The 16,674-nt window shown below is 53.1% G+C and carries 14 protein-coding genes; 2 read left to right on the top strand and 12 right to left on the bottom strand.

What is annotated here, in order from left to right; all coding sequences use genetic code 11:
- Positions 1–274 precede the first annotated feature (274 nt).
- The 6 genes from ACK5LI_RS04880 to amrA all read right to left on the bottom strand — a co-directional run bounded on the left by ACK5LI_RS04880 (position 275) and on the right by amrA (position 7,003).
- Positions 275–2,176: a sigma 54-interacting transcriptional regulator gene (locus ACK5LI_RS04880; protein ID WP_416946795.1), complete on the bottom strand. Its 1,902-nt coding sequence runs from the start codon at positions 2,174–2,176 to the stop codon at positions 275–277.
- Positions 2,176–3,726 carry a PAS domain-containing protein gene (locus tag ACK5LI_RS04875; RefSeq protein WP_416946793.1) on the bottom strand — a complete coding sequence of 517 codons (1,551 nt, stop codon included), beginning with the start codon at positions 3,724–3,726 and terminating at the stop codon, positions 2,176–2,178. The genes ACK5LI_RS04880 and ACK5LI_RS04875 overlap by 1 nt, the downstream gene beginning before the upstream one ends.
- A complete protein-coding gene (locus ACK5LI_RS04870; protein ID WP_416946791.1) occupies positions 3,711–4,538 on the bottom strand; it encodes a universal stress protein in 828 nt (275 codons plus the stop codon). The genes ACK5LI_RS04875 and ACK5LI_RS04870 overlap by 16 nt, the downstream gene beginning before the upstream one ends.
- A gap of 12 nt (positions 4,539–4,550) precedes the next feature.
- The gene (locus tag ACK5LI_RS04865) at positions 4,551–5,066 is read right to left on the bottom strand and encodes a hypothetical protein (protein ID WP_416946789.1); all 516 of its coding nucleotides are present in this window, start codon (positions 5,064–5,066) and stop codon (positions 4,551–4,553) included.
- A 122-nt stretch (positions 5,067–5,188) separates the two neighbouring features.
- Positions 5,189–6,370 carry an MFS transporter gene (locus ACK5LI_RS04860; RefSeq protein ID WP_416946787.1) on the bottom strand — a complete coding sequence of 394 codons (1,182 nt, stop codon included), beginning with the start codon at positions 6,368–6,370 and terminating at the stop codon, positions 5,189–5,191.
- 66 nt (positions 6,371–6,436) lie between these two features.
- The gene (amrA, locus tag ACK5LI_RS04855) at positions 6,437–7,003 is read right to left on the bottom strand and encodes an AmmeMemoRadiSam system protein A (protein ID WP_416946785.1); all 567 of its coding nucleotides are present in this window, start codon (positions 7,001–7,003) and stop codon (positions 6,437–6,439) included.
- Positions 7,004–7,119: 116 nt separating this feature from the next.
- On the opposite strand from amrA, the gene ACK5LI_RS04850 reads away from it, so the two are divergent.
- Positions 7,120–8,250 carry an ABC transporter substrate-binding protein gene (locus ACK5LI_RS04850; RefSeq protein WP_416946783.1) on the top strand — a complete coding sequence of 377 codons (1,131 nt, stop codon included), beginning with the start codon at positions 7,120–7,122 and terminating at the stop codon, positions 8,248–8,250.
- Entirely contained in the window at positions 8,247–10,484 is a 2,238-nt protein-coding gene (locus tag ACK5LI_RS04845; RefSeq protein ID WP_416946781.1) for an ATP-binding protein, read from the top strand. The genes ACK5LI_RS04850 and ACK5LI_RS04845 overlap by 4 nt, the downstream gene beginning before the upstream one ends.
- 214 nt (positions 10,485–10,698) lie before the next feature.
- Here the strand turns inward: ACK5LI_RS04845 and ACK5LI_RS04840 are convergent, their stop codons facing one another.
- The 6 genes from ACK5LI_RS04840 to ACK5LI_RS04815 form a co-directional block, all read right to left on the bottom strand.
- On the bottom strand, positions 10,699–11,334 hold the full coding sequence (locus ACK5LI_RS04840; RefSeq protein ID WP_416946779.1) for a LysE family translocator: 636 nt from the start codon (positions 11,332–11,334) through the stop codon (positions 10,699–10,701).
- Between the two features lie 106 nt (positions 11,335–11,440).
- A complete protein-coding gene (locus ACK5LI_RS04835; protein ID WP_416946777.1) occupies positions 11,441–12,370 on the bottom strand; it encodes a LysR family transcriptional regulator in 930 nt (309 codons plus the stop codon).
- A 526-nt stretch (positions 12,371–12,896) separates the two neighbouring features.
- Positions 12,897–13,571, bottom strand: a complete 675-nt coding sequence (gene purN, locus ACK5LI_RS04830) for a phosphoribosylglycinamide formyltransferase (protein WP_416946775.1) — start codon at positions 13,569–13,571, stop codon at positions 12,897–12,899.
- Between the two features lie 61 nt (positions 13,572–13,632).
- Positions 13,633–14,070, bottom strand: coding sequence for an MOSC domain-containing protein (locus tag ACK5LI_RS04825; RefSeq protein WP_416946773.1), 438 nt, complete (start codon positions 14,068–14,070; stop codon positions 13,633–13,635).
- 235 nt (positions 14,071–14,305) lie between these two features.
- On the bottom strand, positions 14,306–15,817 hold the full coding sequence (gene cobA / locus ACK5LI_RS04820; protein WP_416946771.1) for a uroporphyrinogen-III C-methyltransferase: 1,512 nt from the start codon (positions 15,815–15,817) through the stop codon (positions 14,306–14,308).
- A 260-nt stretch (positions 15,818–16,077) separates the two neighbouring features.
- On the bottom strand, positions 16,078–16,674 hold a 597-nt coding region (locus tag ACK5LI_RS04815), incomplete at its 5' end, for a class I tRNA ligase family protein (RefSeq protein ID WP_416946769.1).

Below are 16,674 nucleotides of genomic sequence, written 5' to 3'. Positions count from 1 at the left end.
AGACCAATACCAACGGAAACACATTAAAATAATTTGAATTATTAAAACAAAAAACAAGCATGCCAAAACCTACGTCAATTACAGTAATCCTTACGGTGCCCTGCCATAGCAACATAAAAAGCCGTTACCGATGGCAGACCACACACAAAAACACTGCTGCACCAGTCTGCCTGAGAGCTTCTGTATATTGCAGAGTGGCCGGGGGCATCACGGCAGACGAACCGGAAGGGAAAAGAAGGGCTGCAACGAGCCGCTAATGCTCCCTTGCCCGCGATTACCCTTCCAGCCCCAGTTCCCGCAGCTTACGATATACGGTCTGGCGCGAGACCCCCAGTATGCGTGCGGCCTTGGCCTTATTACCGCCTGCTTCTTTCATCGCGGCTGCAAGACGTTCTTCCCATACATCATCAGTCTGGTATGCAGCGGAATAATTGTAAGTTGCAGGAGGTTCAGAAACAAATCCGTTTTTTACTCCCTCAACCGGCTTATAGGTCGCTGTCTGACCGGCGTACAGAATTTCTGGAGGCAAAGCGGAGGCAGGAACAATTGAGCCGTTGGTCATAATAAAGGCATGCTCCACCGCATGGCGCAGTTCGCGAATATTGCCCGGCCAATTATACTGAATAAGCAACCGCTGAGCTTTACTCTCAATCCCGCTTACGCGGCGCTGGAAGTGGTTATTGAACTCTTTAACAAAGCAATCCGCCAGCAGAGGGATATCCTCACGGCGATTCCGCAGAGGAGGCAGATGAATTTCCACTACTTTCAACCGATAATATAAATCTTCGCGAAACAAGCCCTGCGCAACCAGATCCCGCAGACTTTTGTTAGTGGCGGCAACTACCCTCACGTCCACTTTAATCGGCTGGACATCACCTACCCGCTCGATTTCCTTCTCTTGCAGCACACGCAAAAGCTTAAGCTGAACGGAAGGGGAAATATCACCGATTTCATCAAGGAACAGTGTTCCGCCATGCGCCATCTGAATACGTCCGATACGGTCACGGGTCGCTCCGGTAAACGCTCCCCGCACATGCCCGAAGAGTTCACTTTCCAGCAGATTTTCAGACAGCGCGGAGCAGTTGACCTTTACAAACGGCCCCTTACCGCGCGCTCCGGTATGATGCAGTGCATCAGCAATCAGTTCTTTGCCCGTACCGCTTTCGCCTGTCACAAGAACAGTGGTATCTGTGTCGGCAAGGCTTTCAACCAGTCTGAACACATTGCGCATTTCACTGCTGCGTCCGATCATGCCCAGTTGCGAACGCTGCGCTTCCAAAGCCCGTTCCAGACCAACCAGCCTTGTTACGTCACGCGCCATCAGCATCACGCCCACACCTGCGGAGGGCGCGGCATCCTGCACACCTGATATGCCTTCGCTGCCAGCCCGCGCTGCCTGCGACGCTGCTTGCTGCAACTGCGGATCAAACTCATCCGGAACAGACTCCGGGGCAGGCTCCGTACTTTGCGCAGAAGGAGCGCCAAGAGGTACCGCAGTCAAGTCAACAATGACTTCGCCGGAGTCCAGCACCAGCGGTTCGCCGGACCGCTGAACGCTATGCTGATGCCTGAGCGCTTCAATAAGCATGGGCATGCATACACCCGCAGCGGTCCCCAGTGCATCCACACAGGGCTTGCCCTGCACTTTTTCCGGATCAATACCGAGAATCGCGCGTGAGGCTTCGTTCGCACTGAGCACGGTGTAATCATAAGACACGGTGACAATGGCGTCCGGCACTGCGTTAAAAACCGCCTTCAAATGGCTGCCAAGCGCTTCCTTTTCTTCCTGCAACCGCTCTTTTTCATCCATCAGGCATTTATGGCGCAACGCGATAGTCGCGGCCTGTAGCAAGGCCTCTTTATCCACCGGCTTGAAAAGGTACTGAAAAGCCCCCAGAGCAACCGCTTCTACAGCAGTGTCCATGCTGGGTTCGCCGGTAATCAAGATAAAAGGCGCGTCAAGATCACGGGCGCGTACGGAACGCAGCAGATCAATGCCGCTGGGGCCTCCCAGCATAATATCAGCAAAAATCAGATCAGGAGTATGCTGGCTGATGCTGTGCATTGCTTCGGCATACGAAGAGGCTGTCTCCACCGTATGCCCCGCACCGGACAAAAACACTCTGAAAGTAAAGCAGATGGACTCTTCGTCATCCACTACCAGAATACGTGCCATTACTCTGCTCCTGAAGACACCGGCAGCCTGACCAGCACACGGGTATAGTTCTGACCGTCACTTTCCAGATCCAGCACGCCACCATGGGCCTGCAGAATACTCTGACTTATGGAAAGCCCCAGACCGGTACCTTCGCGTTCAGGCTTTGTGGAAAAAAAAGGATTCAGCACTCTGGCATGAATATCACGCGGAATGCCTCCGCCACTGTCTTCAAACTCCGTAACAATCCATTGCCCGCCCTGCCTGCGCTCGCTGAACAGACGTATTGTCAGGCGCTTATCCGGACAAGGCTCTTCATAACGCAGGTTCAGTGCGTAACGGGCGTTGCTGATCACATTCAAAAAAACCTGCTGCAATTCACGGCTGCGTCCGCGCACCAGAGGCAGATCAGGGGAAATCACGATATCAAGGTCAATGCCTTCGCGCTGTAGCAACGAACGGGTAAGGTCTAATGATTCGCTAAGAACAGTCGGCATGGAAATCACATTCAGCGACTGTTTTCTGTCTCTGGCAAAAAAAAGCAGGTTATGTACGATATCTGCTATTCTGCTGCCTTCTTTAATAATCTTTCTGGAAAGATCCGCTTCAAATCCGGCTTCTTTCTGTTCCACCAACTCAAGCAGGATCTGAGCATAGTTAATGATGCCATTCACGGGGTTGTTAATTTCATGAGCAACCCCCGCTGCCAACTCTCCCAGCGAAGCCAGCTGACCGGCACGTACCGCGTCCGCGCGCAGTTGCATGACTTCGGAAACATCTTCCAGCACAACCACCCCGAAAAGAGGCAACTCTTCTGCCGCGTTAACTCCCAGACAGCTGACCTTGCACCAGCGTTCCGGCTGTTCCTCAATGCACAGGCGGGCGTCAAAGGAAACGCCGTCCACACCTGCCAGCACTCCGCACGAGATGTGACGTTGCACTAGCTCCCTGTCTTCAGGATGAAACAATTCGGCAAGGCTGCGCCCTCTTAGCTCCTGTTGCTGCAGCCCCAGCATTTCACAAATAGCGGTACTAGCCTGCATGACCTGCCCTGTTGGTGAAAGATAGGCCATCGCAGCACGTGCGGCATGGGCTTTTTCCGGTTCAAGCTGCGTCACTTGTGTAAGGCTTTCGGCAGAAAACGTCGCAACGCCGCGGGCGGGTTGCGATGACAGCAACAAAGCATAGCCCGCAACACACGCCACACGCTGACCTGCTGCAGACACGGGGTATAACGAAAACGCCCGCCATCCCTTCTGCGTCAACAATTCGTAGCGCACAGTCTCGGCGTGCTGTACGCAATGTTCAAAGGCACGCTCGTGCACTCCCCAGTCCGCACCACGCAACACTTCCCGCAAGTTTTTGCCTGTGAGTTCTTCTGCTGATTTGCCGACAATGGCCGCAAACGTCGTATTGCACTCCAGCAAAATGCCTTCGGCAGAAACAAGATATGCCGCTGCAGGTGCCGCATTCAGCAGTGTCATAGGCGCAATAAAGCCGGGAGTATGGCGCCGCACACCGGCAAGGCTGGTAAATTTTTCCGCCACAATGTCCTCTATTGGCTGACCCACAAAGCAAACCTTTGCGTGTTTTCCTTAAGTCGTAACGTAACAGACTGAGTAAAAAGTCTGCTGAAAAAAGTATCAGGATGACGTTTGTTGCGGCCTACAGCCACCACTGCATAGCTGTCTTCATCAGCTATACGAAGAATACTTTCCACAGGGGTTGTGCTGTCCATGACCAGAGTATTGATACGCACGGCAGACATTCCGTTGCGCAGCAGAATATCGCGCCCTTTATCAACAACAGCTTTGGAGTCCATTCCTTCACGCCTGAAGTGCAGCAGCGTGACTGAATGGCGGGGAGAGTCATGCAGCATAAACGCAGCATGATCCGCTATCCTGTACGATGCTTCATCCCCGTCGAGGCACAAAAGCAGATTCCTGCGCTGTGCATCAGGCTGGTGGCATATCCAGACAGGAAAATCAACAGCTTCCCACAGTAACCCGCGGCTCACGCTGTCTTCATACATCTGCTCCAGCCTGCTCAGATACCTGCTGCCAACCACAGCGGCATCATATAAGCCCTTGCGGGCTTCTTCGATGATGTCGCGCAGCACTCCGAACTGGCGCGCCAGCGCTTTTGTCTCAATATTACCAAAGGGAATTTTTTGCGACGCTGCCCAGGCTTGAGCTCCGTCCAGCAGGCTCTGCGCTTTTGTCCGGGCCAACGCCCCTTCTGCCGAGGCTTCTTCATACGGAGGCATCACATACAGCAACGTCAGCCGCACACGTGCCGGTTCATCAAAGCACCCGCACGCAAACCGAAGACCGGCGGAATACGCACTGTGTTCACTGACTGTCACCAGTAAATGCTTTTCCACATGCGCCTCCGGTTACCGTTCAAACAGGTAGGAATACTTCACACCGATACCATCGGTACGTTCGGCAAGCGCAAGCGCAATATCCTTTACTGAGTCCATTGTGACAACACCCACATCGCGCGCCAGATAATGACGCAAGGTGCCTTCACTTTCAGAATAAACCCAGACTACAGAAAACACGGAGCCGACCTCCGGCCGTGAAGGAAACTCCGCCATAGTCGAAATCAGCACCCGATACTTGGGCTCGTCTTTTTCCGTCAGGGTAAACAGTCCGGAACTGTTGAACAATTCTTTCAGTTCAAAAGCCAGCCGCGCTCCCGCGGTATCCACGCCTTCATGTTCTATGGCAACAGGAACGCTGCGGTCAGGCGCGGCTGCGGGGGTATCGGGCAGTGTCTTACGGGCTGTGGGCTGCGCTGCATGGGCAGATGCAACCACCAGCGAAAGTATAAAAACTGCCGCAACCAGAATCATTGCACGCCGGAAATGTACCGAAGTCATCACACTTACAGATTGAGAAGTAACCATATCAGCCTCCGCAGTTTGACGGTTATTACTGCAACAATAGCCACCCCCAGAGAGTGAATCAAGCTAATCCGCAAGATTAACCCGCCGTTATGCGGAACAGCGCTTTTCCGGCACTCTTTCGCCTATTCTGCTTTGCGCATGGTCAAGGGAATAAACTGCGACATAAGCAAGGAAACGCAGGCGAGAGCGGCGGCCCCCACAAAAGGAATTCTGTAATCAATCATCCACAGATACCCGCCAAGAGCCGGTAATATAACCGCACCGATGTGGTTGATGGTAAAGCTGGCAGCCATGCTGGGCGCAATGTCCGCAGGATCTGCAATTTTTTGAAAATAGCTTTTTATGGCAAGCGCAAAGTTATAAAAAACATGGTCTGCAATATATAGTGCCGCCACCTGCCACTTGGTTTGCGCCACTGCGTAACCAAGAAAAACAAAAACCAGAGCCACGTACTCCACTGTAAGCATGCTGCGTTCGCCGTAACGGTTTACAGCCCGCCCTATGGCAGGGCTTAAAAACCAGTTTACCACGTTGTTGGCAATAAAGAGCAAGGTGACTTCCGTAATGCCGAAGCCGAACTTGTCCACCATAAGAAATACGGCAAACGCTACGAAAATCTGTCTTCGCGCCCCGCTTAAAAATGTAAGCAGATAAAAAAGCCAGTACCGGCTTCGCAAGACAATGCCTTTATTCTGACGCGGTGCCGACGGGCTGGAGGGGTTCTGCCCTAAAGCCCATATACCGCCGCATACGGCAACGCCGCCCACAAGAATAAACAGAGAAGAATATGACAACCACAATGACAGCAGCGCAATGGAGCCGCCTACGGCAAGATTGGCTCCGGCAGTGAACCCGCGTATGCGCCCCATAATAACCGGAGCTTCGCCTTTGCCGAAGTACTGCAGAATCAGGGACTGGTTAAGAGTTTCGTAATAATGAAACCCGAAAGACATCAACATGGTGGTTGCCGCCACACCTGCAAAGGATGGGAACTGTCCGGTTAGAATGACGCCGCACCCCAGTATGACAATAGAAAATGCGGCCAGTTTATGCTCGCGTATAAACAAAAGCAAAAAAACCACGCCGAGCGCTAAAAAACCGGGAACCTCACGCAACGACTGCACAAGCCCCATCTGCAATCCGGAAAGACCGGCAACCTCCACTGCATAGTTATTCAGCAGAGTGCGCCACCCCTGAAAGGCAAAAGCAGAACAGAGCGCAAGTATCACAAGAAAAATCAACATACGACGGTTATCCACCGCGCTATGCTCAGCCCCCGCGACAGCAGGTGTATCACCAGACATAGTTCGTCTCCAGAAACAGTTCAGCAACAGTGTTCAGAGGAAATTCCACAGCCATGCTGCGGTAACTTATTTCAGCACCACAGCTTCGAACCACAAAATGCGGGTGGCAGCATCCTGCCATGCATCAGCAGGTAAACCGGCTTTACGGCAAGTCTGAGCCAGAAATGTATTTCTGTCCCACTCCCACTCAACGGCGACTTGCGGCAGCAACAGCCCCGAACGGGCACCCTGCTGCATAATCAGCCCGTGTCTGCCCACTTCAACAAGTTCAGGGTCAGGGCATACCTCTATCGGCCCCATTATGGAAATGGAAATATGCACATCATCCGCCTCTTCCCTTGTAAGAGGCAAAAAACGTCCGTCGTCGAACGCCGCAGCCAGAGCCATACGGGCAACAGCTTTATACAACGGCCCCTTGCCCACAACCTGCCCGATACATCCGCGAAGCGCACCACCCTGTTCCAGCGTCACGAAGGCACCCAGTTCCATGGAAACAACGGAAGAACATCCAGCCGACGGTTCAGAAAGAATCTGCTCGCGCCCTTCAAGTTTGTCTAAAATGACAGAACGTGCTGTAGCCATTAAAAAAACACGGTCAGCGTCCGTCACCTGCAATGTGAATGCAGAGGGCATAACACCTCCATAAGAGAACTATTTTGCTATAAGGGGTTGCAAAAGCAGAATACGGGCGAGATAATTAAAATCTGAACATCAGCCTGTCCCGCTTAATCTGCAGTCTGGAGAACCGCATGGTTGCAACAATGCGTCAAAAATTGATTCCGGTTCTTATACTCATCATCGGTGGCATTCTTTTAGCCTGTGCGCTGTATCTTGCACAACCTCCCAAGGAAATAATCATCGGCTTTTCCGGCCCTCTGGAAGGCAAGTATTCCGATTTAGGCGTGGAAGGACGCAACGCCGTGATCATGGCCATTGAAGAGCTGAACGCCAAAGGCGGCATTCACGGTGCAAAGCTGCGGCTGTTATCTGCCCATGACGGTTATACCCCGAAAGAAGCCGTCAGTGCCGACAACTCCCTGATTTCGCATGGAGCCGTAGCGATCATCGGGCATATGACCAGTGCCCAGATGCAGGCAGTATTGGATGCCGGAGTTGACACGTTGTACATTTCTCCCACGGCTTCCACATACAAGCTCGAAGGGCGGGATGACAACATGTTCCGCATGATTACCAGCAATGCTAAGATCGGTCAGGCAGCAGGAGAACATGCAGGCAGCCATGGTGCAAAAACAGCAGCAACAATATTTGACGTGGTTAATGAAGAATACACCCACACGTATATTGATGCTGCAGTACAAGGTTTTACAAAAAAAGGCGGGATGGCCATCGCTTCAATTCCGTTTGTCTCTACCGACCCTTCCTCTATCTTGAACGCTGCTAAAAAGGCTGTGCAATCAAAAGCAGAAGTAATTTTCACGGCATCATCCGCCAGAGACACTGCACTCCTGCTTACACACATGGGCCAGATGGGCTATACCGGCACCAGATATTCATCCTCATGGGCACTCACCCCCGCATTAATCTCACAAGGCGGCTCTGCAGTTGAAGGCACAATCTTCGCGCACCCGTACCCCATCACTGTGAGCCGACAGGAACACAAAGAGTTTCTTGACAGATTCCAAGCCCGCTTCGGGTGGAAGCCCGGCTTTCCCGGCGTGTACAGCTATTCTGCAATGATGCTGCTTACAAATGCGCTTGAAAAAACAAAGGGCAGCAAAGAGGGGTTGCGAGATGCCTTAAAAAGCATTCGCAAGCATGACGGGCTGACCAGCATAATAACGCTGGACGAATACGGCGATGCTCACATGCCTCTTTATATTTCCACGGTAAAAAACGGGGTTTTTGAGGCGTTGCAATGATGACAGGCAGGCGGCCTTCTCTCAGCAGAACCATCAGTTCAAAACTCATACGCTGGATGGGGGCTCTGGGTTTACTCAGTGCACTCTTTCTGGCCTCTTTTTCTTATCAGAGCAGGATTAACGAATTCGAAAGCCGAAGTCAGTATAGCGCCAACATCGTTGCCACGCTCGTAAACGATTTCATGAATGCAGCGTATAAATCACTTGATGCCGGGATACAGGAAAGTAAGTACGGAAAACAACAGGCAATGCACAGTTTGCAGGAGCTTTACCCTCATTTCACTAAAATAATGCTTGTTGATACGGATAATAAAATTATCCACAGTGTCCCTCCGTCCAACCCCGGGCAGGAACTTGCGGTGCCCCTGCTACCCGTTTTTATACCTAACGCACTGGTAAGCCAACCTTTAAGCATGTCCACCGATGGCGAAATGGGTATTTATCTGGGACAGGCGCTTCCTGATGAAACCATGCTGGTAGCAGAGTTACGGTTAAAAACCATCCAGCAATATCTGGCAGAGCTTTTCCCGCAGGAACAAAGCCTCATGGTTCTGACAGATGCATGGGGCAATATCATGGCGCACCCGCAATGGGACAATGTGCGCCAGTTTGCCAACATCGGGTTACGCCCGGTCTATGCCAAGATACAAAGCAAAGGATCATTTTCCGGCTCTGCAGACTTTAACGGTGAACTGGTACGCGTGTCTGCCATGCGTCTGCCGACGACCGGCTGGGTAGTGCTGCACATTATGCCAACCAGTCAAATCCTGACAGAAATTTCCAGACAGATTCTTGCGTTTGTCGCGTTATTCACCACATTGTATGCCATGCTGGCAGCAGCGTTTTTGTATGAACTGCAGCGCGGCATAGCAAAACCCCTGCAGGAATTCACCGGCACCATCAAAAGTGTGGCAATGGGTGCATGGCCTCTGAAACACAGCAGTCTGGAAACGTATGAAGAATTTCATGAAATGCGCATGGAATTTGACAATATGTCAACTGCGCTTGAAGAACGTCAGGCAGAAATCTGGCGGGAACGCACTTTTGTGCAAAGTATCATCGACGCCATGCCTTCTGTAGTGGTTGCCCTTGATGCACAAGGCAATGTCACACATATGAACCGTCATGCGAAAGAGCGGGTGAACTCTGAACTTACCTCGCACCCTTTACCGAACATACAAAGCATCCTTCCTCAGATTGCGGACCAGATGGACCAACTGGTTGAAGCAATCCGCAACCGCACTCCGTTACGTCTGACCCTGACCAGTAAAAACAAGCAGGGTGTCACCGTACATGAAGAAGCGCAACTAGCACCGCTGCCGGAAGGGTTTGCAGGCGGTGTGCTGCGTGTTGACGATATAACCCAGCGAATCCATATGGAAGAATTGATGATTCAGACAGAAAAAATGATGTCTGTAGGCGGTCTTGCTGCCGGTATGGCACATGAGATCAACAATCCGCTGGGCGCAATCCTGCAAGGTACGCAGAATATACGCAGAAGAATTTCAAACTCTCTGTCAGCCAACCACGTTGCGGCAGAAAAGTCAGGCTGTACGCTGCACAGCATTCTTGCATACATGGAACAGCGTAAAATAACATCGTTTTTGCAGGGGATACAGGATTCCGGAGAACGCGCAGCGGCTATTGTATCCAACATGCTCACTTTCTCACGCCGCAGTGACTCCAGCCCGACGACGACCAATCTGCACTCCACTCTGGACCGGACAATACAGCTTGCCTCCAGCGACTATGACCTGAAGAAAAAATATGACTTTCGCATGGTAACAATCGAGCGCAACTTTGCCTCTGACATGCAGGATGTCATCTGCTACCCCATCGAGCTGGAACAGGTGCTGCTTAACCTGCTGCGTAACGCTGCGCAGTCGGTTGCAGCAAAAGGGGCACAGTTGAAGCAGGCAGGAAGCAAGGCTGATTTTGTGCCGCGTATAAGCCTGACCACCCGTCAGGAAGGAAAGTGGGCGGTTATTGAAGTAGAAGATAACGGAACAGGAATGAGCACCGAAACCAAGCGTAGAATTTTTGAACCGTTTTTCACTACCAAGCAGACAGGGCAAGGAACAGGGTTAGGCCTTTCCGTGTCGTACTTTATTATCGCCAAAAACCACAGAGGTTCACTGACGGCGGAATCTGAAGAAGGGCTTGGCACAAAGTTCACTATCACTATTCCCGTCGAAGGGCCGCAATCCGTCCCCAAACTCGATGATTTTTCGTAGTGCCGGCAGGCAGCGGCGAAACTGGCAACGAACCTGAATCCAAGTTGCAACGAACACTCAGCGGGCTACCTGTTACGCTGAGTCACTTGATATCCATTCAAATAATTATGGTATGGCCTGTCAAACCTCAAGTCTACTGCGCCTAACCAACTGATATCGCAGACACCGCAGTGCTCGCACAAAAGAACCCACCCGCTTGTTGCTGCTCCCGAAATCAGCCAGCCAGCAGCATGGCTACGCCCAGCACCGCAAACAAAATGCCTGTAATCAGATTCATGGCGCCCTGCCTGCCCCCATATAGGCGACGAATGAACGACGTGTTCAGCATGCAAACAAACAGCAGCCAGCCGAAAAACGCCTCCACCACAATAATCCCGCCGTAGACAGCCTTCTGCCACTGGGTGGAATCCACAGAGACTATCTGTGTAAATACGCTGAGGATAAACAGGGTGACTTTAGGGTTAAGAAGGTTGCAAAACAAACCGTCAAAAAAACCCTGTTTTACACTAACCTGTTTGCGCATCATATCAGCCGTTGCAAACAGCGAACTTCCGCCACGAACCCCCTGAAAACAACGGTAGGCCACATAGAGCAGATAGAGTGCGCCAGCTATCTGAATACCGCGAAATACCGCAGGGTAATTTTGAATTACCAATGCCAGCCCCATCACGGAAAGCGACACATGCACCATAAGTCCGAGGCAAATGCCTGCTACACAGGCATACGCCGCAAGCGGCCTCTCACCTTGTGGCACAGCCATGGCATGGCGCATTATCAGCAGCATGTCAGGACCGGGGGTCATACGCCCGAAAAAACAGGCAGCCAACAAAATCATTATTGATTCAAGCACAGATAACTCCCTGCTGATACATAACGAGAACTCATAACACCTGTAACCTAAAAAAAACAGGCAGACGAATAAGCGCCTGCCTGTCGTCAGATTTAAAAATCATTACTTAATGGGCAAACAGCGAGGACTGCATCTGGGCAAACAGCATCTCGCGCACCCACCTGTGGCCGGGGTCGCCATGGAAGCGGGCATGCCAGATAATGGCATATTCAAACGGATCAATCTCAAAGGGTAACGGCACCCACACAAGTCCGGCCTCGCCGTGGGTACGCGCCTGAATGACATTGCGTGCAACGTGGGATGGCAGCGTCAGAAGAAGATCGGTACGCGCAACGATTTCTATGGCAGACGCATAAAACGGCACATGTAACCGGATGTTGCGTGCATGCCCCAGCTTGCCGAGCATTCTGTCGATGATCCGCACTTTATCGCCGCCGATGGTAATGACAGCATGGGCAGCGTCAACGTACTCATCCAGAGTAATGGCACCAGCCGAAGCCAGAGGGTGGCCTTCACGCATCAGGCAGGCAAAGCGGTCTTCACCCACGCGCAGCTGTTCCACAGAAGAAGGAACTCCTTCTGTCAGGCAGGTAGCCATATCGATTTTGCCTTCGGCGAGCGAACGCATACTGTCCGGTTCCCAGCCAATGGCCTGAATATCTATGCCGGGCGCTGCTGCCAGAATAGCGCCAAGCGCATCCGGCAGAATGTATTGCGCCACGTAGTCCGTAACCGCCAGAGTAAACGAACGGCGACATGTTGCGGGGTCAAAATGCTGCGCCTCAAAAAGAGACCGGACATTCCCCAGCACAACTTCCAGCGGCCCTTCCAGATCACGGGCTCGCTCGGTAAGTACCAATGAATTACCGGAACGAACCAGAAGGGGGTCGTTGAACAGTTCGCGCAACTGGGCAAGGTTCTTGCTCATGCCCGACTGTGTTATGTGCAATCTTTCGGCTGCACGGGTCACGTTGCCTTCGTCCAGCAGCGCTTTAAGCGCAACCAGCAGATTCAAATTGACGGAAGAAATATCCATGTAGCAGCCTTCTTTTACTCTGCAGACATACAAAAAAAGCATAATGAGCGCTGTCATCCGGCAGGATTCAGGCACGGACTGCCGCTTGCACAGCCCGAGTCAACGACAGCAGACGAATATTCAATTCAAAAGTACCTGCTCAGACCTTACCGCAGCAGGTGCGTTGCAATACTGGTTCGGCTACAACCTAAGCTGTACCCTTTACACCATCCGCCGGCACCATAACCGTTAAACCGGATTACGAAAAGCCTTTGCGCTACAGGCAGGATAGCACTTTCAGGTAGCACTGGGCTGGCTGCGGTTAGGGGTGATTATATACTTTCATGCCGCAACCCGTTCATCAGCCCGCTCGTCAGCACACTCGCCTAGCCACTCGTCTGGCCACTCGTCTGGCCACTCATTAGTCCGGCCCGTAGCCTGTCCGAAAGATCACCCGGAAGTCCGGCCTGAAGCCAATCCGGCAACCTGTCCAGTTGACGCATTGTACACGTCTGCCTGCTGGCCGGCTCCCTCTAAGCCTGCCGGTCTAAAATCCCTGTTCCAGAGCAGGCGAAATGAGCATGTCAGGCTGCGGGGCAGCAAGTCCCTTGTCAGACGAAGCAAGGTGAACAACGCGCCCTTCAAGCTTCAGCCGTCCTTCCGCAAGCCACTGAAGAGCCTGCGGGTAAATTCTATGTTCCACGGCATGCACCCGCTCGAGTACGGCATCAAGGGAGTCCGCCGCAGTCATGGGGATGGCGGCCTGAATAATCACCGGCCCGTGGTCCATTATTTCATCCACAAAATGCACTGTGCACCCAGCAATGCGCACACCGTAATTCACGGCATCCGCCACGCCCCGCACTCCCGGAAAGCTGGGCAGCAGCGCCGGATGAATATTAATGACCCTGCGGGGAAAAGCATTCAGAAAAACAGGGGTGAGCAGGCGCATATAGCCCGCCAGCACTATGGTATCCGCCCCTGCCTGCCGGATGGCTTCCACCAGCGCAGTATCAAAGCTTTCCCTGTCTGCAAACGCGGTATGGCTGCGTGCCCATACGGGCACTCCTGCCTTGCGCGCACGTTCCAGCGCAAAGGCGTCCTCTTTGTTGGAGGCGACCAGACGCACCTCTGCATCCAACGCTCCATCAGCAATTCTATCAAGCACAGCCTGCAGGTTCGAACCATTGCCCGAAGCCAGCACCGCCAGTTGCAGCGGCATAACGCCTCCTGTCACAGTTATAAAACACCGCCCCGCAAAAAAGCAGGGCGGCAGAATACGCTTACATTAAAGCAATGGAATCGCCGTCGCGCACGGTGCCGCCTTTCAGCACCCGTGCAAACACCCCTTCAGTGGGCATTATACAAAATCCGACGGTTTTGTGAATATTGCACTTATTATGACACTTCTTGCCGATCTGGGTAATTTCCAGCTCTACGCTGTCACCCACGCGCAACTTGGCGCCCAGAATAAGATTGGTCAGAGGCAGACCTTCCACCAGCAGATTTTCGGCAAAGTCACCGGCTGCCAAGGTAGGCATGCGGGAGCGCATCTTATCCACACTTTCCACGGCAAGCAGGCTGACCTGACGACCGGAGCCGCCGTGCGCATCGCCTTCTACGCCATAATCTTCACGCAATTCGATGGAATCCACCACCTGCTTACGCTCCCCCTTCCGTTCGCTAATGCACACTGCTCTAACTGTGCCGGTACGGTTCATAGAATCCTCACTGGTTACTAATGCTGAAAAACAGGCGCTGCATACGCAAATCACCCGCACACGGCTACCATGCACCATACGGTATCCGTATAAAAGGCGACCGGGCTTCCTGTCGGTTCAGCACAGAGTAAAAGCGATTAACCTGCGCCGCAAGCGGTCACACCGTCGTTGCACCATAGAACAAAGAACACGGGCCGGAACAATCCGGCCCGTGAAGCATGCATAGTAAGGAATATTAAGCCTTGGGCAGCTGGACAACCAGCTCATCCACAAGAGCGGGGATGGTGTAATCTTCCGGCTGGATTGTGCAGGCAAAACCATAACGTTCCAGCGTCTTGCGGGTAACAGGGCCGATGCAGGCCATGTGCACCTTTTCGTACTGACGCATGACTTCCGGCTCAACCAGCAAGAAGAAGTTATCAACAGTGGACGAGCTGCCGAAGGTGATGCAGTGAATGCGGCCCTCTTCCAGCATATCCAGCACAGTCTGGCGATTGGCGTCGCCAGGTACGGTTTCGTACACGGGCAGAATGTCCACCTGCGCACCGGCGCGGACAAGCTCTTCGGGTAACACTTCGCGGGCAACTTTTGCGCGGGGCAGCAGAATCTTGCTGCCGTCCATGCCAAGTTCGATCATGCCTTTGACCACGCCTTCGGCGACGTACTTTTCAGGAATAAAATCAGGCTCGATGCCTTTTTCACGCAGAATATCGGCAGTGGCGGGGCCGATGGCCGCAACCTTTGCCTTGCCCAGAGCGCGGCTGTCCAGCTTGAGTTCTGCCAGCTGCTGCCAGAAATGTTTTACGCCGTTGACGGAGGTAAAGACCAGCCAGTCGTATTCAGGCAGGCGGCGGATTGCGTCATGCACAGGCGCATAATCTTCCAGCGGGCGGATAAGAATGGTGGGGAACTGGATTACTTCCGCACCCAGATCGGTCAGGCTGGAGGCAAGGCCGCTGGCCTGCTCGCGGGCACGGGTAACAACTACGCCCTTACCCAGAAGCGGCAGTTGTTCAAACCAGTTCAGGCTATCGCGCAGTTTGACCACATGGCCCACTACGATAAGGCTGGGAGAAGAGAATCCGGCCTTTTTACCTTCTTCAGGCAGCGTACCGATGGTAGCGGCAAGGCTCCGATGGCGCGATGTGGTGCCCCAGCGGACCAGTGCTGCGGGGGTATCGGGGTCCATGCCTGCTTCAATAAGCTTGCGCGAAATTTCAGGCAGGTTCTTCATACCCATAAAAAAGACCAGAGTGCTGGCGCTTTCTGCCAGAGCCTTCCAGTTATGGGCGGATTCAGGCTTTGTGGGGTCTTCGTGACCGGTGATGAACGATACGGAAGAAGAATAGCTGCGGTGCGTCAGCGGAATACCGGCATAGGCGGGCCCGGCAACGGCGGAGGTGATACCGGGCACTTCTTCAAACTCAACACCGGCATCAAGCAGTTCTTCGGCTTCTTCGCCTCCGCGACCGAAGACATAAGGGTCGCCGCCTTTCAGACGCGCAACCACTTTTCCTTCTTTCGCCTTATCGACAATAAGCTTGTTGATGCCTTCCTGCGACAAGGTATGGTCGCCGCCTTTCTTGCCTACATAAATAATTTCTGCACCGGGCTTGGCGTAATTCAGAAAGGCATCATTTGCCAGATAGTCATATACGATGACGTCGGCGCGCTTCAGCACGTCACGCCCCTTGATGGTCAGCAGGCCGGGGTCGCCGGGACCGGCGCCGATCAGATAAACTTTCATCCTTCCTCCATATGGGGGCCGGAGCGCTCCGGCGTCTTTAAAAGCTCTGTGTGGTGTGTGCAGACTCTGTTGCTGCAACATGCTGCCGAAGCAGCCTGTTTTGCCGTTGCAGAACAGAACCGGTGCTCTGTTCCTGCAGGCAGCACAGGCGGGAACACACCTTGCGGGCTGAAGCCCGTAAGAAAAAGCGGGCGCGCCGCCGGCTTTCCGACCATAACGCGACGCACCCGCACTGCAGCATAAGGTACTCTGTTTTAGAGCTAATTCATAGCGTCTGCAAGCCGCTTGCGCAGACTTTCAAGCTTTTCCTGCGCTGCGCCCAGTTCTTCGGCACGGGCACGCTCTTTAGCTACGATGTCAGCAGGGGCACGGCTTACAAAGCTCTCATTTGCCAGTTTGGCTTCCAGCTTTTCTTTTTCTTTGCCCAATTTGCCCAACTCTTTATCCAGACGGGCAAGTTCAGCGTCAAAGTCGACCAGACCTTCCAGCGGAACGATAACTTCGTTGCCTTCAACAACTGCTGAGGCAGAGGCTTTAGGTCCGGTCACATCAACACCCAGAGTCAGCTCGTTCAGGCGGGCAAGCACGCGGATAACTTCGTCATTGGCCTGCAGTTCCGCCAGAGCATCTTCGGACGCCACACGCACCATTGCGTTCAGACGCGTTGTGGGGGCGATGTTCAGTTCGGCCTTGATGGTACGTATGGCGGAAATAACACCCTGTACCATTTCCATGCGCTTTTCAGCTTCAGGCTGTACGCAGCCGGGACGAGCTTCGGGGAAACGTTCCAATGCGATATCGGAACCTCCGGCACCGGGCAGCACGCTCCAGATTTCTGCCGTAACAAAAGGCATGAT

The organism is Oleidesulfovibrio sp. (assembly GCF_047973035.1).
GTDB lineage: Bacteria > Desulfobacterota > Desulfovibrionia > Desulfovibrionales > Desulfovibrionaceae > Oleidesulfovibrio.
The sequence above is the reverse complement of the archived record's forward strand: the minus strand, read 5'-3'. Positions and strand labels throughout refer to the sequence as shown.

Excerpts from the sequence above, each read along its gene's own strand:
- ACK5LI_RS04880 (WP_416946795.1), bottom strand. The coding sequence starts at position 2,176 with ATGGCACGTATTCTGGTAGTGGATGACGAAGAGTCCATCTGCTTTACT.
- ACK5LI_RS04865 (WP_416946789.1), bottom strand. The coding sequence starts at position 5,066 with ATGGTTACTTCTCAATCTGTAAGTGTGATGACTTCGGTACATTTCCGG.
- ACK5LI_RS04860 (WP_416946787.1), bottom strand. The coding sequence starts at position 6,370 with ATGTCTGGTGATACACCTGCTGTCGCGGGGGCTGAGCATAGCGCGGTG.
- amrA (WP_416946785.1), bottom strand. The coding sequence starts at position 7,003 with ATGCCCTCTGCATTCACATTGCAGGTGACGGACGCTGACCGTGTTTTT.
- ACK5LI_RS04850 (WP_416946783.1), top strand. The coding sequence starts at position 7,120 with ATGGTTGCAACAATGCGTCAAAAATTGATTCCGGTTCTTATACTCATC.
- ACK5LI_RS04845 (WP_416946781.1), top strand. The coding sequence starts at position 8,247 with ATGATGACAGGCAGGCGGCCTTCTCTCAGCAGAACCATCAGTTCAAAA.
- ACK5LI_RS04835 (WP_416946777.1), bottom strand. The coding sequence starts at position 12,370 with ATGGATATTTCTTCCGTCAATTTGAATCTGCTGGTTGCGCTTAAAGCG.
- purN (WP_416946775.1), bottom strand. The coding sequence starts at position 13,571 with ATGCCGCTGCAACTGGCGGTGCTGGCTTCGGGCAATGGTTCGAACCTG.
- ACK5LI_RS04825 (WP_416946773.1), bottom strand. The coding sequence starts at position 14,070 with ATGAACCGTACCGGCACAGTTAGAGCAGTGTGCATTAGCGAACGGAAG.
- cobA (WP_416946771.1), bottom strand. The coding sequence starts at position 15,817 with ATGAAAGTTTATCTGATCGGCGCCGGTCCCGGCGACCCCGGCCTGCTG.